Origin of the sequence: Streptomyces sp. CB02959, from assembly GCF_002803155.1 — a bacterium.
Lineage (GTDB): Bacteria > Actinomycetota > Actinomycetes > Streptomycetales > Streptomycetaceae > Streptomyces.
Genome location: NZ_NNBP01000014.1, coordinates 41,746 through 60,471, shown reverse-complemented (window position 1 = coordinate 60,471; position 18,726 = coordinate 41,746). Strand labels below are relative to the sequence as shown.

Sequence of the window (18,726 nt, the reverse complement as noted above, 5' to 3'; positions counted from 1 at the left end):
CCGACCGCGTACGGGGCTCGACAGGTCCGGGACAGGTCCGGGCCGGCCACGGCGGTCCCTCACAGCGCGGTGAGGAACTCCCTTACGGCCGCGGCGAATCCGGCCGGATCGTCGTCGTGCAGCCAGTGCCCGCGCCCGGGGAACTCCCGGAGGGTGGTGGCCGGTCGCCGCTCCGCCATCTCCCGTGCCATCGACGTCGGGAGGACGAAGCTGTCCAGGCCGTGCAGCAACAGCGCCGGACAGCCGGTGGCCAGCCAGTCGGGCCACCAGTCACCGATCAGTGCTTCCTGCGACCGCACCATGGCCTCGTGGTCGAAGAGGAACCCCCAGCCGTCGGGGCGTTCGACGGCGCTCTCCAGGAAGTAGCCGGCGTCCGGGATCCCGCGGTCCTCCACCTGGCGGCGCCGAGCGTCGGTGCGCGGCGCGGCCAGTCCCGGACGTCCAGGACCGGATGGGCCACCTCGGGCCGGCGGTTGAGTGCGCCGGCCTCCTCGATGATCAGCGCTCGGACCAGTTCCGGATGGCGCGCGGCCAGCTGGAAGGCCACGACGCCGCCCATCGAGTGGCCGAGCAGCGCCAGCGGACCCAGCCCGGTCGCCCGCACGAACGCGGCGGCGTCGGCCACATAGGCGTCCGGGGACATGTCGTCGGCGTGCGCGCTGAGCCCGTGGCCGCGCTGCTCCAGTGCGATCACCCGGAACTCCGGTGCCAGCGCGGCGGCCAGTCCGGCGAACGCCCTGGCCCGGCCGAAGTGCCCGTGCAGGGCCAGCACCGGCGCCCCCGGCCCGCCGGCATCCGCGTAGGCCAGTCGCCGACCCCGCACCGTCACGGTCTCCATGGTCATGGTCGGCGTCATGGTGGTGCCTCTCCGAGTGCGGTCCGACGAGGGGGTGCGGACGACGATAGCCGCCGCAACGGCCGGGCCCGTCGCATGGGCCGGGCCCGGAAAACCGCTTGCCGGCACCCGTACTGTCGTGTGTGTGACGGACATCGACGGCTTGCTCGCGGCCTACGACGAGCAGATGCGGGGCGTACCGCCGACCCCTCCCCAGGGTGTCTCCTACGAACAGGACGGTCCGGTGCTGCGGATCGTCGGCCAGTTCCGCGGCTTCGTGAGCACCCCGCCGGACGTCGGCGTGCGCGGTGCCGAACTGGACCGGCTGATCGCCCGCCAGCGTGACTACTTCGCCGCCCGCGGCGAGGCGGTCGAGTGGAAGACCCGCGGGCACGACCGGCCGGCGGACCTCACCGACCGGCTGCGTGCCGCGGGCTTCGTCCCCGAGGAGCCGGAGACGGTGCTCATCGGCCGGGCGGAGGAGTTGGCCGCGGCTCCGGTCCTGCCGGACGGTGTCGTCCTGCGGCGGGTGACCGCGGACGCCGACATGCACCGCATCGCCGCCATGGAGTCGGCGGTCTGGGGACAGGACTGGAGCTGGCTCGGCGAGGACCTGATCGGCCGGATCGCGGCGGACCCGGACGAGATCGCCGTCTTGGTGGCCGAGGCGGGCGGCGAGGTGGTCTGCGCGGCGTGGTTGGCGTTCCGTGAGGGCACCGAGTTCGCCAGTCTGTGGGGTGGCTCGACGGTTCCCGCCTGGCGCAGCCGGGGCATCTACCGAGCGCTGGTCGCCGCCCGCGCCGAACTCGCCGTGGCCCGCGGCGTCCGGTACCTCCAGGTCGACGCCTCCGCGGACAGCTCCCCCATCCTGCATCGACTGGGCTTCCGCGCCGTCACCACCACCACGCCCTACGTCTGGTCGCCGCCCCGGTCCTGACCCGCCGCGGACCGGCCCTGGAAGGCCGTGCGGTAGGAGTGCGGGGTGGTGCCGACCACTCGGCGGAACCGTTCGCGGAAGGCGGTCGGCGAGCCGAATCCGGCCTGGTGCGCAATGCGTTCGACCGGGTGGTCGGTGTTCTCCAGGAGGTACTGGGCGCGGCGGACCCGGGCCCGGAGCGCCCATTGCACCGGGGTGGTGCCGGTCTGTTCGCGGAACCGCCGGCTGAAGGTCCGCTCGCTCATACCGGCGCGGTGCGCCATGGCCCTGAGGGTGATCTCGTGGGCGAGGTTGTCCTCGATCCAGTCCAGTACGGGCTGGAGCGTGGAGCCCTGCGGCACCGGCGGATGCTCGTGGACGATGAACTGGGCCTGGCCGCCCTCCCGTTCCAGTGGCATGACGGACATCCGTGCCGCGTCCGCGGCGACCGCCGAGCCGAGGTCGCGGCGGATCATGTGCAGGCACAGGTCCATGCTCGCCGCGGCGCCGGCCGAGGTGAGGATCTGGCCGTTGTCGACGTAGAGCACATCGGGCTGGACGTCGACGCGCGGGTAGCGGCGGGCGAGTTCGGCCGCCGCCACCCAGTGGGTGGTGGCGCGCAGGCCGTTCAGCAACCCCGCTTCGGCCAGGACGAAGGCGCCGGCGCAGACCGAGGCGATCCGGGTGCCGGCGGCCGCCGCGGCACGGAGCGCGCGCAGTGCCTCCGGGGGCGGGGCGGGGGCCTGCTCCGCGCAGCCGGGCACGATGACGGTGTCGGCCTCCGCCAGCGCTTCCAGTCCCCGCTCGACGTGCAGGGCGAAGCCGTCGGTCCGCACCTGTGGGGTGGGGGCGCAGATCCGCGTCCGGTAGGGGCGGCGCCCGTCGGGCAGCCGGGCGCGGCCGAAGATCTCCAGGGGGGCCGCCAGGTCGAACGGCACCACATGGTCGAGGGCGAGGATGGCCACCGTGTGCATGGCCACACGATAGACGGGTTCCCGCCAGCCGCCGTAGTCCGAGGTCAACGGCGGCCATGCTGCCGGCGGGCGGTGTGGAAGCACTGGCAGGAAGCCGTTGATTGTGGTCATTCCAGCCGCTGTGCGGGCTCGGTCGATCTTCCTTGCGTGGGTCGGGCACTGGTGATCACGACCGGAGAAGAGGCACCGCATGCTCGCCCAGTTCGTCCTGCTCGACGGGCTCGATCCCTCGGACGTCGTCGCGCCCTACGAGGCTGGGCACCGCGCCGGTGAACTCACCGGCGGCGGGGTCGCCTCGGGCCTGGGCCTCGCGCCGCGCCTCGTCGAGCGGGAGACCGGCCCCCGGGTGGCGTGCGCCGTCGAGCGGATCCCCGCGTACGAGCACCGCGGGACCGTCTGGCCGGCGACCGATGCCATCCCCGCCCCCGCCCTGTGACGGTGGCCACCCGATGGCGAAGATCCTGCTCTCGCTGCACGTACTGGCCGCGATCATCGCGGTCGGCCCGGTCACCGTGGCCGCCGGCATGTTCCCGCCCGCCGTCCGCCGCGCCGGGGCGCGGGGCATCGGGGCCGCCGGCCGACCGGAGGCGCTGGGCACCGTACGGCTGCTGCACCGCATCTGCCGGGTGTACGCCGGGGTCGGCCCGGCCGTGCCGCAACCTCTCAACTGGCCATGCTCACCGGCCTGTTCAACCTTCTCTGGGCGGCCGTGACCATCCTCATGATCGTCCGGCCCGGCTCGTCCACAGGAGTCTGACGTGCCCGATCCGCACCCCCGCCACGCCCTGCGCACCGCCGCCACCGTCGAGCTGGTCTCACTGATCGTGCTGCTGACCAACCTCGCGACGGTCCACCTGCCGGCCGTCGCCTCGCTCGCCGGGCCCCTGCACGGCTGCGCGTACCTCTTCACCATCGGAGCCGTCGCCCGCGATCCGCTCCACACAGTCCGGTCGGTTATCCTCGCGTGTCTCCCCGGCATCGGCGGCGTGCTCGCCCTGTACAGGCTCACGCACACCGGTCCGCTCACCGTCCCCGCCCCCTGACCGGGGTGCGGCGCCTCCGGCCGTCCCGGCCGGAGCGGCGCGCGGGCCCCGAGCCCGGGGAGGTCCGCGGATGCTGCCACACTGTGCGTGCCGCAGCTGTGCCCGCTCCCCGCGGTGGCGGCTGAGGACGGCGCGGTCAGGTGACCGGCGCCGTCGGCAAGCACATCGAACTGCCTGGTGAAAGGGTGCGCATGGTGGCCTCCGCAGGGAACACGAACAACGGCGACGCAACGAGAAAGAGCTCCGGCGGCAAGTGGCGCACCTACACGGTGACCGCCGTCGGCCTCGCCGTGGTCTGCGGGGCGGCCGTCGTGGTCGGCCAGTTCTCCCGGGCCAGTGAGGCGACCGCGTTCGAGGCACCCTCCGGCGCCGTGGGCACGTCGGAAGCCACGAAGCTGGCCCTGCCGGTCAAGCCGACCGTGCCGGTCACGCTGACGGTGTACGAGGACCCGCGGAGCCCCCGTTCCCGCGATTTCGCCCAGCAGTACGCCACGACGTTCGCGCAGCTCCTCGCGTCCGGCCAGGCCCAGATCGAGTACCGCCTGGTGACCCAGAGCGACAAGGAATACGGGGGGACCGGCGCGAAGGAAGCCGCCGCCGCGGCCGCCTGCGCCCAGGACCAGGGGCGCTTCCCCGAGTTCATGGACCAGCTCTGGCAGCGCCAGCCGGCGCCGCAGACCGACGGCCTCAAGGACCGCAAGCTCCTCAAGGAGATCGCGAAGAAGGCCGGGAAGATCCAGCACGACACGTTCGACCTGTGCCTGGACCGCAACCAGCGCCAGGGATGGGTGAAGAAGTCGCAGGACGACTACGCCGCCGCGGGCCTGGGGCCGGTCCCCGTCGTCCAGATCAACGGACGCACCCTCGCCGACCCGACGACGCAGCTCACGCCGGGCAAGCTGGCCACTCTGGTGGCCAAGGAGGCGCGTCAGGTGGCGGCCACGGCCAAGCCCGGCGCCGCGCCCACCACCACGCCCACGCCCACGCCGTGAGCTGAGGGAAACGGAATCCCGGGCCCCGGACCGCCGACGCGGCCCGGGGCCCGATTCGATCCTGATCCTGGCCCTGGTCCCGATCCTGGCCCCGATCCTGATCCGCCTTGGTGATCACCCCCGATCAGTGCGGATGAATCCGGGTCTCTCCGAGTTGATTCGGGCTGATCCAAGCTAATCCGGTTCAATCCGAGTGAGTCCGGATGAGTCCGGATGAATCCGACTCGGTCAGGCGAGGGCGACCAGGTCCCGGTATTCCTCGCTCCACAGGTCCTCGTCCGCGTCCGGCAGGAGCAGCACGCGGTCGGGGCGCAGCGCGTCGAGGGCGCCCTCGTCGTGGGTGACCATCACGATCGCGCCGGGATAGGAGTCGACCGCGGCCAGGACCTCGCCGCGGGAGGCGGGGTCGAGGTTGTTGGTCGGCTCGTCCAGGAGCAGCACGTTGGCTCCGGAGTGGACCAGCCCGGCCAGGGCCAGGCGGGTCTTCTCGCCGCCGGAGAGGACTCCGGCGGACTTGTCGGCGTCGTCCCCGGTGAACAGGAACGCGCCCAGTACGCGCCGGGCGTCCTGGTCCGTCAGGTGCGGGGCGGCCGCCGCCAGGTTCTCCCGGACCGTGCGGGCACCGTCGAGGGTGTCGTGTTCCTGGGCGAAGTAGCCGAGTCGCAGCCCCTGGCCGTGCACCACCCGGCCGGCGTCCGGGGTTTCCGCGCCGGCCAGGAGGCGCAGCAGGGTGGTCTTCCCGGCGCCGTTGAAGCCGAGGACGACCAAGCGGGTGCCCCGGTCCACGGCGAGGTCCACGCCGGTGAGGACCGCGTGGTCGCCGTAGGACTTAGCGAGGTTGATCGCGCCGAGCGGCATCCGGCCGCAGGGTTGCGGCTCGGGAAGCCGGATCCTGGCGACCTTCTCGGTCCGGCGGGCCGGTTCCAGGTCGGCGAGCATGCGGTCGGCGCGGCGGGCCATGCTCTTGGCCATCACGGCGGTGGCCGAGCGGGCCTTCATCTTGTCCGCCTGGGCGTGCAGCGCCGCGGCCTTGCGTTCGGCGTTGGCCCGTTCGCGGGTGCGGCGTCGGGCGTCCGTCTCGCGCTGGGCGAGGTACGTGGTCCAGCCGGTGTTGTGGTGGTCGATCCTCGCGCGGGTTGCGTCGAGGTGGAAGACGCGGTTGACGACGTCCGCGAGCAGGCCGGTGTCGTGGCTGATCACGACCAGGCCGCCCTGGTGGGTCCGGAGGAAGGTGCGGAGCCAGCCGAGGGAGTCGGCGTCGAGGTGGTTGGTGGGCTCGTCCAGCAGCAGGGTTCCGTCGTGCCCGGCGAACAGGATGCGGGCCAGTTCGACCCGGCGCCGCTGGCCGCCGGAGAGCGCTCCGACCGGCCCCGCCAGTGCCCGTTCCGGCAGGCCGAGGCCCGCGGCCACCCGGGCGGCCGCGGCCTCCGCCGCGTAGCCGCCGCCGGCCTGGAAGGCAGCCTCCGCGCGGGCGTAGGCGGCCATCGCCCGTTCCAGCCCGCGGGGGCCGTCGGCGTCCGCCATGGCGGACTCGGCCGCGCGGAGCCGGCGCAGGGCGGTGTCCAGGTGGCGGGCGGAGAGGATCCGGTCGATGACGGTCCCGGCCGGGTCGGCCGCACGGGAGTCCTGGGCGAGGTGGACGACCGGGCCGGTGTGGGTGATGCTCCCGGCGGCGGGTCTGGCCCGTCCGGCGAGGGTGGTCATCAGGGTGGTCTTGCCCGCCCCGTTGCGGCCGACCAGGCCGATGCGGTCGCCGGGGGAGACGGTGAAGGACACGTCGGACAGCAGCAGGCGGGCGCCGGCGCGCAGCTCGACATCACGAACGGTGATCATGGTTTAACGCTCCGAAAAAGCACGAGGACACACTTCTGGCGTGGAAGCGGGTCCTCGGCTAGGAAATTCGGGGCGTAGACATGCGCTCACCGTAACGGGCGGCCGCCGGCCGGCGCATCCGGTTTTCTCCGGGCGGGGTGTCCGGTCAGCCCGCCAGCTCGCCCAGGAGTGCCCAGGTGCGGCGCCGGTCGGCGGCGCCGGCGACCTCCGTCCCGGCGAACACCACCTCGGTCGCCCCGGCGTCGCGGTAGCGCCGCACCTCGGCGGCGACCTTCTTCTCGTCACCGATCACTGCGACGTCGACGGCCCGTCGGCCGCCGGACAGTCCGATGGCCCGCGCGTAGGAGGGCACCTGCTCGTAGAAGGCCAGATTCTCGGTGACCGTGGCCCGGACGGCGTCGACGTCGTCGGTGACCACGCCGTGGACGAGTGCCACGATCCGGGGTGCGGGGCGCCCGGCGGCCTCGGCGGCCGCGGTGACGGCCGGGACGATGTGTTCGGCGAGGGCGCGGGGCCCGGCGAGGTAGGGCAGGATCCCGTCGGCCAGCTCGCCGCTGGCCCGCAGTGCCTGTGGCCCCATGGCGGCGACGAGCAGCGGGACGCCGGGTTCCGCGCCGGGCACCCGGGCCGGAATCGGCGTGGTGGCGGTGAGCAGTTCGCCGTGGAAGTCCGCGCTGCCGGTTTCGTTCAACTGCCGGATGGCGGTGAGGAATTCACGCAGTCGGGCGATGGGCCGCTCGAAGGGGATACCGAAGCCCGCCTCGGTCAGGAGTTTGGTGCCGAGCGCGAGTCCGAGGTGGTAGCGGCCGTGCGTGGCCGCCTGCGCGGTCTGGGCCTGGCTGGAGACCAGCAGCGGGTGCCGTCCGAAGACGGGGATGGCGGACGTGCCCACCTGTAGTTCCGGTACTTCGCGGCCGACGATCGCGGCGAGCTGGGGCGAGTCCGCGCCGAACGTCTGGCCGAACCACGCGGAGCGCAGTCCGGCGTCCGCGGCCTCCTTGGCGAGCTCCACGCTCGCCTCGATCTGGTTGGTGGGGTCGATCGGGTTGAGGGCAACTCCAACAGTCATGTCCCTTGAAAACAGGCCGGATTGCCTTCCGATTCCCGGTCTTGGGTGACGGCTTGATGGCGGGCGTGTGTCGTTGGGGCCGGGCGGTCAGGGGCGGGCCCGGCCGCCCGCGCCCACGACGCGGTGGGTCGTCAGCCCGCTCCTGGCCCTTCGACTGCTCTCACAGCCTGACGCCGCCGGTGGCGTCGATCACCTTGCCGGTGACCCATCGGGCGTCGTGCGAGGCGAGGAACGCGACGACGTCGGCCACGTCGTCCGGCCGGCCGACCCGGCCCAGCGCGGCCCGTGCGGCGGCGTCCGCCTCCGCGGCCGGGTTGCCGCGCAGCCACGCGGCGTTCACGTCGGTGTCGATGATTCCCGGCGCCACCGCGTTGGCGGTGATGCCCCGGGGGCCCAGCTCCTTGGCCAGATTGAGGGTGAGGTTGTCCAGCGCGCCCTTGGTGGCGCCGTAGGCGATGGCCTCGGGCATGGCCAGTCGGCCGGCGCCGCTGGAGATGTTGACGATCCGGCCGCCGTCGCGCAGACGCTTGAGCCCCTCCCGTACGACGAAGAACGGGGCGCGGACGTTGACCGCGAAGACCTTGTCGAAGTCGTCCTCGGTCAGTGCGGGAAGGGCGGCCGACATCGCGATTCCCACGTTGTTGACGATGATGTCGACCACTGGCCCCGTCCCCGTCCCGGGGGCGCATTCCGTGATCCGTTCGTCGAAGGCCGACCAGAGGGCGGCGGCGTCGCCCCGGTGGCCCAGCGGCGCGTGCAGTGCGACCGCCCGGGCGCCGCCCTTGCGGATCGTCGCGACCACCTCGTCCGCCGCGGCGGCGTCGCGGGCGTAGGTCAGGGCGACCACGGCCCCGTCGCGGCCGAGTCGTTCGGCGATGGCCCGCCCGATCCCCCGGCTCCCGCCGGTGACCAGGGCGATCTTCTCGTCGAGTGGGCGGGGGTGGTGGGTCATGGCTGGTGGCTCCCTCTCCTGTGGTGCGGGCGCTGCTGCGCTCGCTGGTGATCGGGACGCTAAAGCCTCACACGGATGTCAGAGTCAAGCCGCCGCACGGCCGCGCGGGGCCGGGCGGCGGCCGACGGTCGTGCGGGCGGCGGGAGTTGGCCGTCGCGGCGACCGGCTCCGCTTCTTCCACGAACTCGGGGAAGCAGGGGATGTAGGACACAACCTGACCTCGATAGCCCTTAGCGTGGTCTTCACCGACGGAACGGCAACACCGAAAGGCGGAGACCATGACCGAAAACGAGTCGACCACCACCCGCGACCTGGGCGCGGAAACGGCCGTCACCGGCGAGCGCGCCGACTGGCTTGAGGGTCTGGCCAAGCACCGGCACTTCCTGCGCTTCACCACCCGTGACCTCACCGACGAGCAGGCCGGGCAGCGCACCACCGCAGGCGAGTTGTGTCTGGGCGGCCTGATCAAGCATGTGACCGCGGCCGAGCGGGCCTGGGTGGACTTCATCCTGCACGGCCCGTCGGTGATGCCGGACTTCACGGCGATGTCCGAGTCCGACTGGGCCAGTCGGGCGGACCAGTTCCGGCTGCTGGAAGGTGAGACCCTCGCCGGCGTTCTGGCCGACTACGAGGAAGTGGCCCGCCGGACCGACGACGTGGTCGCCACCCTGCCCGACCTTGGCCGTACGTGGCCGCTGCCGAAGGCCCCTTGGTTCGAGGGCGACGCGCAGTGGTCGGCCCGCCGGGTGCTGATGCACATCATCGCCGAGACCGCTCAGCACGCCGGCCACGCCGACATCATCCGTGAGTCCCTGGACGGCGCCAAGAGCATGGGCTAGGTGGTGTCCCGTCACGCTCCCGCCGTCCGCCAGGCGGGCGGTCGGGCGGGCGGTCGGGCGGTCGGGCGGGCGGTCGACGACGGGCCCTGTGGCGCCGTCACCCGCGGGTCGGCCGGCCCGCGATCGAGGGGCCGCCAGTAGGTCATCGGGGCGGGGTCACCCCGAGTGGTCACGAAGCGCGTGCGGAGCTCCGTGAGCGGGGAGTCGACCCCGTACCACTACTGCCACCTACTGGCGGACGCCCTCATTCCCCTGTCGTGGAGCGGGGGATGATCACAGGGTGCGTTCCAGGCGGTCCGCCACCGCCTTCACGAAGCGTGCGGGGTCGGCCGGCCGGCCGCCCTCCGCCAAGACGGCCAAGGAGTACAGCAGTTCGGCGGTCTCGGTGAGGTCGGAGCGGTCCTCGCGTTCCCGGTACGCCTGGTTCAGGCCCTTCACCAGCTGGTGGTCGGCGTTGAGTTCGAGGATGCGCTTGGTGCGCGGCACCTCCTGGCCCATGGCCCGGTACATGTTCTCCAACGCCGGTGTCATATCGTCCGCGTCCGCGACGATGCAGGCCGGGGACACTGTCAGGCGCGACGACAGGCGCACCTGCTTGACGTCCTCGTCCAGCTGCTCCTTCATCCAGTCGAGCAGGCCCGCGTACTCCTCGGCCTGCTTCTCCCGCTCGCCCTCGGACTTCTCGTCCCCCTGCGCACCGAGGTCGATCTCTCCCTTGACGATCGACTGCAGCCGCTTGCCCTCGAACTCGCCCACCGCGTCGACCCACACCTCGTCGACGGGGTCCGTGAGCAGGAGCACCTCGATGCCCCGCTCCCGGAGGGCCTCCACGTGCGGGGAGTTGTCGATGCTCTGCCGGGACTGGCCGGTGATGTAGTAGATGTCCTCCTGCCCGTCCCGCATCCGCTCCACGTACTGCGCCAGCGTGACCGTCTCGTCCTCGCCGCGCGTGGTCGCGAACGACGACACCGCGAGCACCGCGTCGCGGTTGTCGGAGTCGGTGACCAGCCCCTCCTTCAGCACCGCGCCGAACTCCCGCCAGAACGTGGCGTAGCCCTCGGCGTCGTCGGCCAGCATGCTCTTGATCGACGACAGCACCTTCTTCGTCAGCCGTCGCTGCATCATCCGGATGTGCCGGTCCTGCTGGAGGATCTCGCGGGACACGTTAAGCGAGAGGTCCTGCGCGTCGACCACGCCCTTGACGAAGCGGAGGTACGGCGGCAGCAGCGCCTCGCAGTCGTCCATGATGAAGACGCGCTTCACGTACAGCTGCACCCCGCGCTTGTAGTCCTGCGTGAACAGGTCGTGCGGGGCGTGCGACGGGACGAACAGCAGGGCCTGGTATTCGAAGGTCCCCTCGGCCTGCAGCTGGATGGTCTCCAGCGGGTCGCGCCAGTCATGGCTGATGTGCTTGTACAGCTCGTGGTACTCGTCCTCGGACACCTCGTCGCGGGAACGCGCCCACAGCGCCTTCATCGAGTTGAGCGTCTCGGGCTCGGCCGGCGCGTCGTCCTCGCCCGCCGGCTGCCCGACCAGCCTGACGGGCCAGGTGATGAAGTCCGAGTAGCGCTTGACGATCTCCTTGATCTTCCACACCGAGGTGTAGTCGTGCAGCTGGTTGTTGGGGTCGGCCGGCTTGAGGTGCAGCGTGATCGAGGTGCCCTGCGGTACGTCGCCGGTCTCCTCCAGGGTGTACGTGCCTTCGCCGCGAGACGTCCAGCGGGTGCCCTTGTTCTCGCCCGCGCGCCGCGTCAGCAGGGTGACCTCGTCCGCCACCATGAAGCCGGAGTAGAAGCCGACGCCGAACTGGCCGATCAGGCCCTCCGCGCCGGCCGCGTCCTTCGCCTCCCGCAGCTCCCGAAGGAACTCGGCCGTCCCCGAGTTGGCGATCGTGCCGATGAGCTGCCCGACCTCGTCGTACGACATCCCGATGCCGTTGTCCCGCACCGTGAGCGTACGGGCGTCCTCGTCGATCTCCAGCTCGATGTGCAGGTCGGAGACGTCAGCGTCGAGTGAGTCGTCGCGCAGCGCGGCCAGGCGCAGCTTGTCCAGCGCGTCGGAGGCGTTGGAGACGAGCTCACGGAGGAAGACGTCCTTGTTCGAGTAGATCGAGTGGATCATCAACTGGAGCAGCTGACGGGCCTCTACCTGGAACTCAAACGTTTCGGTCGGCATGGTTGGCGTTTACCTCACTTGGTCCGTGGATCACCGGTATCTGACGCCTTCACTGTAATGAAGAGCGTCCGCCGGTAGGTCATCGGACCGGTGCGCAACCGTGTCACGAGTCGGCGGCAACCGGTCCGCTTCGGGTAAAGAATGGATCAAGGTCCCGCGCAAGTTGTCTACCATGCGGGCATGTTGGCCTACGTCCCCGCAGTCCTTTTCTTCCTGCTCTTCTGTTTCGGCGTGCTGCGTGACCGCCGCAGGTTCGGCAACGCCGTCCATCTGGGACTGGCCGTGGTCTTCACGCTCTTGGCGGTGATCGGCACCCTCGGGCGGTCGCACGCCCTGCTGGGACTGGTCGCCGGCGTGGCGCTGTTGGTACTGCCCACGCTGGGGACGGTGGTCCTCGCCGGCTTCCTGATCGCCAACGGTGTGACGATGGTGCGCAAGGAGGGCCGCCGCCCGGCCAACCTGCTGTCCCTGCTCGCCGGTCTCGGCATCGTCGGCGTGATCGCGTTGCTCATCGCCGCGGTGGCGCTGCGCTCGGCCGGCCTGCTGGTGATCGCGGCGACCGCCGTCGGCCTGCTCGGCTACGTGTCGTTCCTCTTCCTCTGCTTCGTCGGATACGCCTTCCTCTACGGGCGGTTGCCGGTCCGGCGGAATGCCGACTATGTGGTGGTGCTCGGGTCCGGGCTGATCGGCGGGACCAAGGTGCCGCCGCTGCTGGCCAGTCGGCTGGAGCGGGGACGCTCGGTGTACGAGCGGCTGGTCGCCCGCGGTTCCGCGCCGCTGCTGCTGACCTCCGGGGGCCAGGGGCCGGACGAGAAGCTTCCGGAGTCCCATGCGATGGCGGACTACCTCATCGAGCGCGGGTTCCCCGCGGACCGGATCGTGCGTGAGGACCGTTCGCGGACCACGGAGGAGAATCTGGAGTTCAGCCGGGCGCTCATGGAGCAGGCGGATCCGGACTACCGGTGCGTGGTGGTCACCAACAACTACCACGCCTTCCGGGCCGCGTTGATGGCCCGGAAGACCGGCGTGCAGGGCCACGTGGTGGGCTCCCCCACCGCCGCGTACTTCTGGCCGAGCGCGACGATCCGGGAGTTCGCCGCGGTGTTCCTGGCGCACAAGGTGGTCAATCTCGGCGTGTGCCTGCTGCTCGTCCTGGGCGCCGCGTTGATCTGGTGGGCCCGCTGAGGCCCCGGCACCCACGCCACGCGACCCGCCGAAGCACCGACGGCGTCCGGGCGTTCGGCGCGCGGGTGGGCCGCGGTGGCCGGGTCAGGCGAGCTGGTCGATCAGCGAGGCGAGGAAGTCGGCGGTGTCCTTGGGGGTGTCGGCCTCGGTGCACAGGCGGTCCATGACCGCGGTGTACTGGTCGACCGACTCCTGCTTGTCCAGGTACAGGGCGCTGGTCAGCTGCTCCAGGTAGACCTTGTCGGGCAGCTCGGGTTCGGCGAACCGCAGGATACTGAACGGCGCGCCGGCGGCCGCGTTGGCCCCCACGCTGAAGGGTGCGATCTGCAGGGTCACGTTCGGCATCTGCACCGCCTCCAGGAGGTGGCGCAGCTGGGCGACCATCACCTCGGTGCCGCCGAACGGCCGGCGCAGCACCGCCTCGTCGACCACCGCCCACAGCCGCGGGGCGTCCGGCCGGGTCAGCAGCCGCTGGCGTTCCATCCGCAGGGCGACCAGGCGGTCCACCTTGGTCTGCGGCGCGCTGGGGTAGCCGATGCGGGTGACGGCGTGGGCGTACTCCTCGGTCTGGAGCAGGCCGGGCAGGAACTGCACCTGGTAGGTCCGGATCAGCGCGGCGGCTTCCTCCAGGCCGAGGTGGAGTTCGAACCAGTCTTCAAGGACGTCGCTGTACTCGTGCCACCAGCCGGCGGAGTTGGCCTGATCCGCCAGCTCGAAGTAGTCGTCCCGGCGTTCCGGGTCAATGACCTGATAGAGGGTCAAAAGGTCGGCCAGGTCGGGTCTCTTGAAGCCGACCTGGCCCCGTTCGAGACGGGTGATCTTGGCGTGGGAGCCACGGATGGCCTCGCCCGCGGCCTCGCGTGAGATGCCGGCGCCGGTACGCAGCTTCCGGAGCTGGGCTCCCAGCACGATGCGCGCGGCGGTGGGCCCCACCTGCGGTTCCTGCAGGTAGCGCGCTATCGACAGCTCGCCTTCCGGCCGGCTGGTCGCGGTCATCCCAACTCCCGTGAGCGACAGTGTTGATACCCCCAGTGTCGCACTTACCGGCCGTCAGGTACAGAAATGCGCCATCGACGGCGACAGGGGCGGTCCCGCCGCGCGACGGGCCCGCACCGCGTCCGTTCAGCTCAGCATCGCGTCGAAGTCGCCGTCCTTGGCGCCGCCGACGAACGCGGCCATTTCCGCATGGGTGTAGATCAGCGCCGGCCCGTGCGGGTCGCGGGAGTTGCGGACCGCGAAACCGCCGTCGGCCAGTGCGGCGACCTCGATGCAGTCGCCCCCGGGCGCGCTGCGCCGGCTCTTCCTCCAGACCGCACCCTCGATCAGATCCGCGGCCACGCCGTTGTCGAACTGCTGCATCCCGTCACTCCTTGCTCCGCACACACCGTCTGACCAGGCATCACGTGCTTCCGCACGGGCGGCTGCACTTACTGATGCAATTACGTTCGACTCGAATGTAATTGCAGATGCACTTGCAGCGCCAGCGGCCGCCGGGGATAGTGGTTGCGGATCCCCCGTTCGTGACGAAGGCACGAGAGGCGCCACGGAGTTCGTGATGACAACCCACCCGGCAGGACCGGCCGCGCTCTTCCCCGCCCAGCCCCTCAGCCGCTGGCTCGTGCAGGCACCGCGCGACATCCGGCTCGACGCCCATGCCGTCCAGCCCGCCGGACTCGCCACCCGCGCCCTCTCGGCGGACGGCAAGGCGGCCTCGGAGGCACGCCGGTTCACCGGGGCCACACTGAGCGACTGGCAGCTCAAGCCCCTCGTCGACAACGCCGTACTGGTCGTCACGGAGTTGCTCTCCAACGCCCTGCGGTACGGGCTCGCCAAGCCCGCCGGACAGCCGCGCGGGGCGGCGCCGCACCAGCTCTGGATGGGACTGCTGCGCTGCCGGGACCTCGTGCTGTGCACGGTCTGCGACCACAGCACGGATGTACCGGTGCTGCGGGAGCCCGACTACCTGGCCCAGAGCGGGCGCGGGCTGCACATCATCGACTGCCTCAGCTCGTCATGGGGCTGGACCACGCCGACCGCGGCCGGCAAGGCCGTCTGGGCGGCGCTGCCCGCCACGGATTGACGCCCGGTCCCCGCGCCGTCGCGGCGGGGCGGGGACGCGGGTCAGCTCTTGCGGCCGAGACCGGCGTAGAGCGGGATGTCCGCGTCGGACCAGCCGGCGGCGCCCACTTCCACGGTGTCCGGGCGCCAGCGGTGCGCCACCGTGAGGCCGGGGTCGACCAGGTCCAGGCCGTGGAAGAAGCGCAGCACCTCGCCCTTGCTGCGCGCGTTCACGTGGGAGCCCTTGGCCTCGAAGTTGTCCGAGACCTCCCGCAGGGCCCGCGGCGTGAAGTCGGCGGTGACGTAGGTCAGGGCCAGGAAGCTGCCCGCGGCGAACTCGCCCATCAACTCCCGCACGACGGCGTAGGGATCGCAGTCCGTCGGGAGCCAGTGCAGTACGGCGATCAGGGTGAGGGCCACCGGCTGGGAGAGGTCCAGCGTCTGCCGCAGGGCCGGGTTCCGGAGGATCTCCCCGGGACGGCAGAGGTCCGCCTGGATGTAGGCGGTCCGGCCGTGCGGGTGGCTGGTGTGCAGCGCGCGTGAATGCGCCAGCACGATCGGGTCGTTGTCGGCGTAGACGACGCGGGCCTGCGGGGCCGTCGCCTGGACGATCTCGTGGAGGTTGGGGGAGGTCGGTATGCCCGTGCCGATGTCCAGGAACTGCCGGATGCCGGCCTCGGACACCAGATGACGGGCCGCGCGCTGCATGAAGGCCCGGTTCTGGCGCGCGATCGCGCCGGCGTTGGGTAGCGCCGCGAGCGTCTGCTCCGCCGCCTCTCGGTCGGCGGGGTAGTTGGTCTTGCCGCCGAGCAGTACGTCGTAGACGCGGGCGGCGTGCGGCCGGTCCGTGTCCAGGTCGACCGGCTGTCGGGGCGGAGCCCCCATCCAGTCCTCCGGCACCGCCATGCCCTGCTCACCCTTCACTCGTGTTGCTCTACGGCCCCCGCAACCTCCCTTGTCACTTTAGTGCGTTGGCGCCTGCGGTCGCGAAGCGCCGAAGTCCGCGGCGCCGTGCCGCCGGGGAGCGGGGCCCCTGCCGGGCAGCGGGCGCGGCCGACATGGCAGAGTGTCGGTAAGGGAGGGTTTGCGTACTGTGTGTGCTCACGTGGCGCCTCGGCGCCGATCCATCCTGCTCGCCGTCCTCGCCGCGGTCGCGCTGCTCGTGCCGGGGCTCGCCGGCGCTCCGGCCGCGGCGGCCGCTGCGTCCGCGACGGCCTGTGTACACCACACGGCGCCCCAGGACACCGTGGACCGCGGCCTCCCCCACCTGACCGGTCCGACGACCCGTCACCTCCCCGCTCCCGCACCGGGACCCGGCACCCTGCCCCCGTCCCACGGCGGGGGCCCGCCGCGCCATGCGAGCCTCTCCGCGCCGCCCGGCGCCGTCGCCGCCGACTCCCTCGACTACGCCGGCCGGTGCCGGGACCGGGCCCCGCCCGTGCCTCCAGCCCCTGAGCACATCCACCCGCCGGGGCCGCACCCGCGGCCCACCCCTGCCTGCTGGAGGCACCTTGACCCGCGCCACAAGGGTGCGGGCGCTGCTCGCGCTCGCGATCCTTGCCCTCTCCACGTTCCTCGCGCTGACCCAGCCCGTACGGCTCGGTCTCGACCTGCGCGGTGGGACCCGACTCGTCCTGGAAACCCGCGACTCCCCCACCGCCGAGGCCGACCGGGACGCTACCGACCGCACCCTCGAAGTGCTCCGCCGCCGCGTGGACGCCCTCGGGGTGAGCGAACCCCACCTCGCCCGGGCCGGTGAACACCGCATCGTCGTGGAACTGCCCGGCCTCGACGATCCCGACGAGGCCGCCGAAGTCCTCGGACGCACCGCCCAACTCACCATCCATCCGGTCCTGGGCACCGCCCCCGGATCCCCGTCCGCCCCCGCCGGTCCCGGTGGCCGCGACAGTGTCCTGCCCGACGACTCGGGCACCCCGCTGCGACTGGGCCCCGCGGCCCTGACCGGTGCCGAAGTGCAGCGCGCGGAGGCCGAGTTCGACGCGCAGGACGGCAGCGGCTGGTCCGTCGGGCTGAGTCTGCACGGTACCGGCGAGCGGGCCTGGGCCCGGCTGACCGGCACGGCGGCCTGCGCCGCACCGCACGATCCGGCCCGCCGCGCGGCGATCGTCCTGGACCGCGAGATCATCTCGTCGCCGCGGGTCGAAACGTCCGTGGCCTGCGGGGTCGGCATCACCGGGGGGACCACCCGGATCACCGGCGGCTTCGACCAGCGCACGGCGCAGGAGTTGGCTCTGCTCATCAATGGCGGGGCGCTGCCGGTGCCGGTGGACCTCGTCGAACAGCGCGCCGTCGGCCCGACCCTGGGCGCTCTGGCCATCACCTCCAGTGCTCAGGCGGCCCTCATCGGGATCGCGTTGACAGCCGTGTTCCTCACGGTCGTCTACCGCCTGCTCGGCGGGCTCGCCACGCTGGCCCTGGCCTGCTACGCACTGATCTCCTACGCGGCGCTGCTGGCTCTGGGCTCCACCCTCACCCTCCCCGGCCTCGCCGGTTTCGTCCTGGCGATCGGGATGGCCGTGGACGCCAACGTGCTGGCCTTCGAGCGCGCCCGGGAGGAGTACGCGGCGGGGCCGGACGCCCGCCCGCGGACCCTGCGCAGCGCCCTGGCGGCCGGCTTCCGCAACGCGTTCAGCGCCATCGCCGATTCCAACGTCACCACCCTGCTCGCGGCGGTGCTGCTGTTCTTCTTCGCGTCCGGGCCGGTGCGCGGCTTCGGCGTCACCCTGTGCATCGGGGTGGCCGCGTCGATGGTCAGTGCGCTGCTGGTCACCCGGGTACTGGCGGAGTGCGCGGTCGCGCTCGGGCCGGTCCGACGGCGCCCGCGGCTGACCGGTCTGGCCGGTCCCGGCCGGGTCCGGTCCTGGCTCTCCCGCCGCCGGCCGGACCTGATGCGCCACCGGCGCCGCTGGTTGGCGCTGAGCGGTGTCGCCCTGCTCCTGGCCACGTCCGGCATCGCCGTCCGCGGGCTGGAATACGGCGTGGAGTTCACCGGCGGCCGGATGGTCGAGTACACCACCACCCGGCCGGTCGACGCCGAGCGGGCCCGCGCCGCGCTCGACACCGCGGGGCTCGACCGGGCGCAGGTCACCACCTCCGGCGAGCGCACCCTGACGGTGCGCACCGAACGGCTCTCCCCCGGGGAGCTGGCCACGGCGGGCCGGGTCGTCGACGAGCTCGGCGGCGGGGCGCGCAAGGTGCGGGACGAGCTGATCGGCCCGAGCCTGGGGGACGAACTGCGCCGCGGTGCGCTGCTGGCCCTCGGCCTCGCCCTCGCCGCGCAGTTGGCCTACCTCGCGGTGCGCTTCCGGTGGACGTTCGCGCTGTCCGCCGTGGTGGCCATGGCGCACGACGTCCTCGTCCTGGTCGGGGTGTTCGCCTGGCTCGGCAAGCCGGTCGACGGGGTCTTCCTGGCAGCCCTGCTGACCGTCGTCGGGTACTCCGTCAACGACTCGGTGGTGGTCTTCGACCGGGTACGCGAACTGCGGGCCGCCGCGGGCGGCACCCCGTTCCCGGAGCTCGCCAACACCGCGGTGCTGCAAACCGTGCCACGCACCGTCAACACCGGTATGGGAGCGGTGTTCGTCCTCGCCGCGCTCGCCGCGCTGGGCGGCGAGGCGCTGACCGACTTCGCGCTGGCCCTGCTGATCGGCATCGCGGTCGGCACGTACTCGTCGGTGTGCACCGCGACCCCGCTGGCGGTCGTGCTGGAGCGGCGCGGTGGGACGGCGTCCGGAGGGCCGGCCCGCCGTGCGCCGCACCGGCACGGCGGCCGCCGGGAACGCCGTGACAGCGGTGCCCGTGTGTGACGGCTGACCACCGTCGCAGGTCACCGCA

The 18,726-nt window shown here is 72.2% G+C and carries 18 protein-coding genes and 1 pseudogene; 9 read left to right on the top strand and 10 right to left on the bottom strand.

All coding sequences use genetic code 11. From position 1 onward, the window contains the following. Positions 1–59 precede the first annotated feature (59 nt). Together CG747_RS50735 and CG747_RS22795 are read right to left on the bottom strand one after the other, a co-directional pair. Positions 60–302 carry an alpha/beta hydrolase gene (locus CG747_RS50735; RefSeq protein ID WP_308303795.1) on the bottom strand — a complete coding sequence of 81 codons (243 nt, stop codon included), beginning with the start codon at positions 300–302 and terminating at the stop codon, positions 60–62. Beyond that, complete coding sequence (locus CG747_RS22795; RefSeq protein WP_308303794.1) at positions 278–844, bottom strand: alpha/beta hydrolase; 567 nt, start codon at positions 842–844, stop codon at positions 278–280. Before CG747_RS22795 ends, CG747_RS50735 begins: the two co-directional genes overlap by 25 nt. A 136-nt stretch (positions 845–980) precedes the next feature. On the opposite strand from CG747_RS22795, the gene CG747_RS22790 reads away from it, so the two are divergent. After that, a complete protein-coding gene (locus tag CG747_RS22790; protein ID WP_100603653.1) occupies positions 981–1,772 on the top strand; it encodes a GNAT family N-acetyltransferase in 792 nt (263 codons plus the stop codon). Here the strand turns inward: CG747_RS22790 and CG747_RS22785 are convergent. Beyond that, the gene (locus tag CG747_RS22785) at positions 1,745–2,725 is read right to left on the bottom strand and encodes a GlxA family transcriptional regulator (RefSeq protein WP_100603798.1); all 981 of its coding nucleotides are present in this window, start codon (positions 2,723–2,725) and stop codon (positions 1,745–1,747) included. The genes CG747_RS22790 and CG747_RS22785 overlap by 28 nt on opposite strands. 190 nt (positions 2,726–2,915) lie before the next feature. Between CG747_RS22785 and CG747_RS22780 the strand changes: the two genes are divergently transcribed. The 4 genes and pseudogenes from CG747_RS22780 to CG747_RS22765 all read left to right on the top strand — a co-directional run bounded on the left by CG747_RS22780 (position 2,916) and on the right by CG747_RS22765 (position 4,760). After that, complete coding sequence (locus CG747_RS22780; protein ID WP_100603652.1) at positions 2,916–3,161, top strand: hypothetical protein; 246 nt, start codon at positions 2,916–2,918, stop codon at positions 3,159–3,161. A gap of 13 nt (positions 3,162–3,174) precedes the next feature. Continuing rightward, positions 3,175–3,482, top strand: a pseudogene (locus CG747_RS22775) (hypothetical protein). Between the two features lies 1 nt (position 3,483). Beyond that, positions 3,484–3,768, top strand: a complete 285-nt coding sequence (locus CG747_RS22770) for a DUF3817 domain-containing protein (protein ID WP_100603651.1) — start codon at positions 3,484–3,486, stop codon at positions 3,766–3,768. A 140-nt stretch (positions 3,769–3,908) separates the two neighbouring features. After that, positions 3,909–4,760: a DsbA family protein gene (locus CG747_RS22765; RefSeq protein WP_257980642.1), complete on the top strand. Its 852-nt coding sequence runs from the start codon at positions 3,909–3,911 to the stop codon at positions 4,758–4,760. Positions 4,761–4,988: 228 nt separating this feature from the next. Here CG747_RS22765 and CG747_RS22760 read toward each other — a convergent pair whose 3' ends face one another. The 3 genes from CG747_RS22760 to CG747_RS22750 form a co-directional block, all read right to left on the bottom strand. Beyond that, positions 4,989–6,593 (bottom strand): ABC-F family ATP-binding cassette domain-containing protein, encoded by a 1,605-nt coding sequence (locus CG747_RS22760; protein WP_180985668.1) that lies wholly within the window; start codon positions 6,591–6,593, stop codon positions 4,989–4,991. 145 nt (positions 6,594–6,738) lie between these two features. Continuing rightward, positions 6,739–7,662: an LLM class F420-dependent oxidoreductase gene (locus CG747_RS22755; RefSeq protein WP_100603650.1), complete on the bottom strand. Its 924-nt coding sequence runs from the start codon at positions 7,660–7,662 to the stop codon at positions 6,739–6,741. 160 nt (positions 7,663–7,822) lie between these two features. Next, a complete protein-coding gene (locus tag CG747_RS22750; protein ID WP_100603649.1) occupies positions 7,823–8,614 on the bottom strand; it encodes an SDR family oxidoreductase in 792 nt (263 codons plus the stop codon). Between the two features lie 278 nt (positions 8,615–8,892). Between CG747_RS22750 and CG747_RS22745 the strand changes: the two genes are divergently transcribed. Continuing rightward, positions 8,893–9,453 (top strand): DinB family protein, encoded by a 561-nt coding sequence (locus tag CG747_RS22745; protein WP_100603648.1) that lies wholly within the window; start codon positions 8,893–8,895, stop codon positions 9,451–9,453. 273 nt (positions 9,454–9,726) lie between these two features. On the opposite strand, the gene htpG is transcribed toward CG747_RS22745, so the two are convergent. Further along, entirely contained in the window at positions 9,727–11,628 is a 1,902-nt protein-coding gene (gene htpG / locus CG747_RS22740) for a molecular chaperone HtpG (protein WP_100603647.1), read from the bottom strand. Between the two features lie 180 nt (positions 11,629–11,808). On the opposite strand from htpG, the gene CG747_RS22735 reads away from it, so the two are divergent. Further along, positions 11,809–12,813, top strand: a complete 1,005-nt coding sequence (locus CG747_RS22735) for a YdcF family protein (RefSeq protein ID WP_100603646.1) — start codon at positions 11,809–11,811, stop codon at positions 12,811–12,813. Positions 12,814–12,897: 84 nt separating this feature from the next. Here CG747_RS22735 and CG747_RS22730 read toward each other — a convergent pair whose 3' ends face one another. Both CG747_RS22730 and CG747_RS22725 read right to left on the bottom strand, forming a co-directional pair. Next, positions 12,898–13,809, bottom strand: coding sequence for a helix-turn-helix transcriptional regulator (locus CG747_RS22730; protein WP_100603645.1), 912 nt, complete (start codon positions 13,807–13,809; stop codon positions 12,898–12,900). A gap of 126 nt (positions 13,810–13,935) precedes the next feature. Next, positions 13,936–14,172: a DUF397 domain-containing protein gene (locus CG747_RS22725; protein WP_100603644.1), complete on the bottom strand. Its 237-nt coding sequence runs from the start codon at positions 14,170–14,172 to the stop codon at positions 13,936–13,938. A gap of 196 nt (positions 14,173–14,368) precedes the next feature. Here CG747_RS22725 and CG747_RS22720 point away from each other — a divergent pair, with 196 nt between their 5' ends. Further along, on the top strand, positions 14,369–14,893 hold the full coding sequence (locus CG747_RS22720; protein ID WP_100603643.1) for an ATP-binding protein: 525 nt from the start codon (positions 14,369–14,371) through the stop codon (positions 14,891–14,893). A 41-nt stretch (positions 14,894–14,934) separates the two neighbouring features. On the opposite strand, the gene CG747_RS22715 is transcribed toward CG747_RS22720, so the two are convergent. Further along, the gene (locus CG747_RS22715) at positions 14,935–15,777 is read right to left on the bottom strand and encodes an SAM-dependent methyltransferase (RefSeq protein ID WP_100603795.1); all 843 of its coding nucleotides are present in this window, start codon (positions 15,775–15,777) and stop codon (positions 14,935–14,937) included. 605 nt (positions 15,778–16,382) lie between these two features. On the opposite strand from CG747_RS22715, the gene secD reads away from it, so the two are divergent. Next, on the top strand, positions 16,383–18,698 hold the full coding sequence (gene secD / locus CG747_RS22710; RefSeq protein WP_257980641.1) for a protein translocase subunit SecD: 2,316 nt from the start codon (positions 16,383–16,385) through the stop codon (positions 18,696–18,698). The last annotated feature ends 28 nt before the right edge of the window (positions 18,699–18,726 follow it).

What these genes read in the sequence shown, in the direction of transcription:
- CG747_RS50735 (WP_308303795.1), bottom strand. Translation starts at nt 302, where the DNA reads ATGGTGCGGTCGCAGGAAGCACTGATCGGTGACTGGTGGCCCGACTGG.
- CG747_RS22795 (WP_308303794.1), bottom strand. Translation starts at nt 844, where the DNA reads ATGACCATGGAGACCGTGACGGTGCGGGGTCGGCGACTGGCCTACGCG.
- CG747_RS22785 (WP_100603798.1), bottom strand. Translation starts at nt 2,725, where the DNA reads ATGCACACGGTGGCCATCCTCGCCCTCGACCATGTGGTGCCGTTCGAC.
- CG747_RS22780 (WP_100603652.1), top strand. Translation starts at nt 2,916, where the DNA reads ATGCTCGCCCAGTTCGTCCTGCTCGACGGGCTCGATCCCTCGGACGTC.
- CG747_RS22760 (WP_180985668.1), bottom strand. Translation starts at nt 6,593, where the DNA reads ATGATCACCGTTCGTGATGTCGAGCTGCGCGCCGGCGCCCGCCTGCTG.
- CG747_RS22755 (WP_100603650.1), bottom strand. Translation starts at nt 7,662, where the DNA reads ATGACTGTTGGAGTTGCCCTCAACCCGATCGACCCCACCAACCAGATC.
- CG747_RS22750 (WP_100603649.1), bottom strand. Translation starts at nt 8,614, where the DNA reads ATGACCCACCACCCCCGCCCACTCGACGAGAAGATCGCCCTGGTCACC.
- CG747_RS22745 (WP_100603648.1), top strand. Translation starts at nt 8,893, where the DNA reads ATGACCGAAAACGAGTCGACCACCACCCGCGACCTGGGCGCGGAAACG.
- htpG (WP_100603647.1), bottom strand. Translation starts at nt 11,628, where the DNA reads ATGCCGACCGAAACGTTTGAGTTCCAGGTAGAGGCCCGTCAGCTGCTC.
- CG747_RS22735 (WP_100603646.1), top strand. Translation starts at nt 11,809, where the DNA reads ATGTTGGCCTACGTCCCCGCAGTCCTTTTCTTCCTGCTCTTCTGTTTC.
- CG747_RS22730 (WP_100603645.1), bottom strand. Translation starts at nt 13,809, where the DNA reads ATGACCGCGACCAGCCGGCCGGAAGGCGAGCTGTCGATAGCGCGCTAC.
- CG747_RS22725 (WP_100603644.1), bottom strand. Translation starts at nt 14,172, where the DNA reads ATGCAGCAGTTCGACAACGGCGTGGCCGCGGATCTGATCGAGGGTGCG.
- CG747_RS22720 (WP_100603643.1), top strand. Translation starts at nt 14,369, where the DNA reads ATGACAACCCACCCGGCAGGACCGGCCGCGCTCTTCCCCGCCCAGCCC.
- CG747_RS22715 (WP_100603795.1), bottom strand. Translation starts at nt 15,777, where the DNA reads ATGGCGGTGCCGGAGGACTGGATGGGGGCTCCGCCCCGACAGCCGGTC.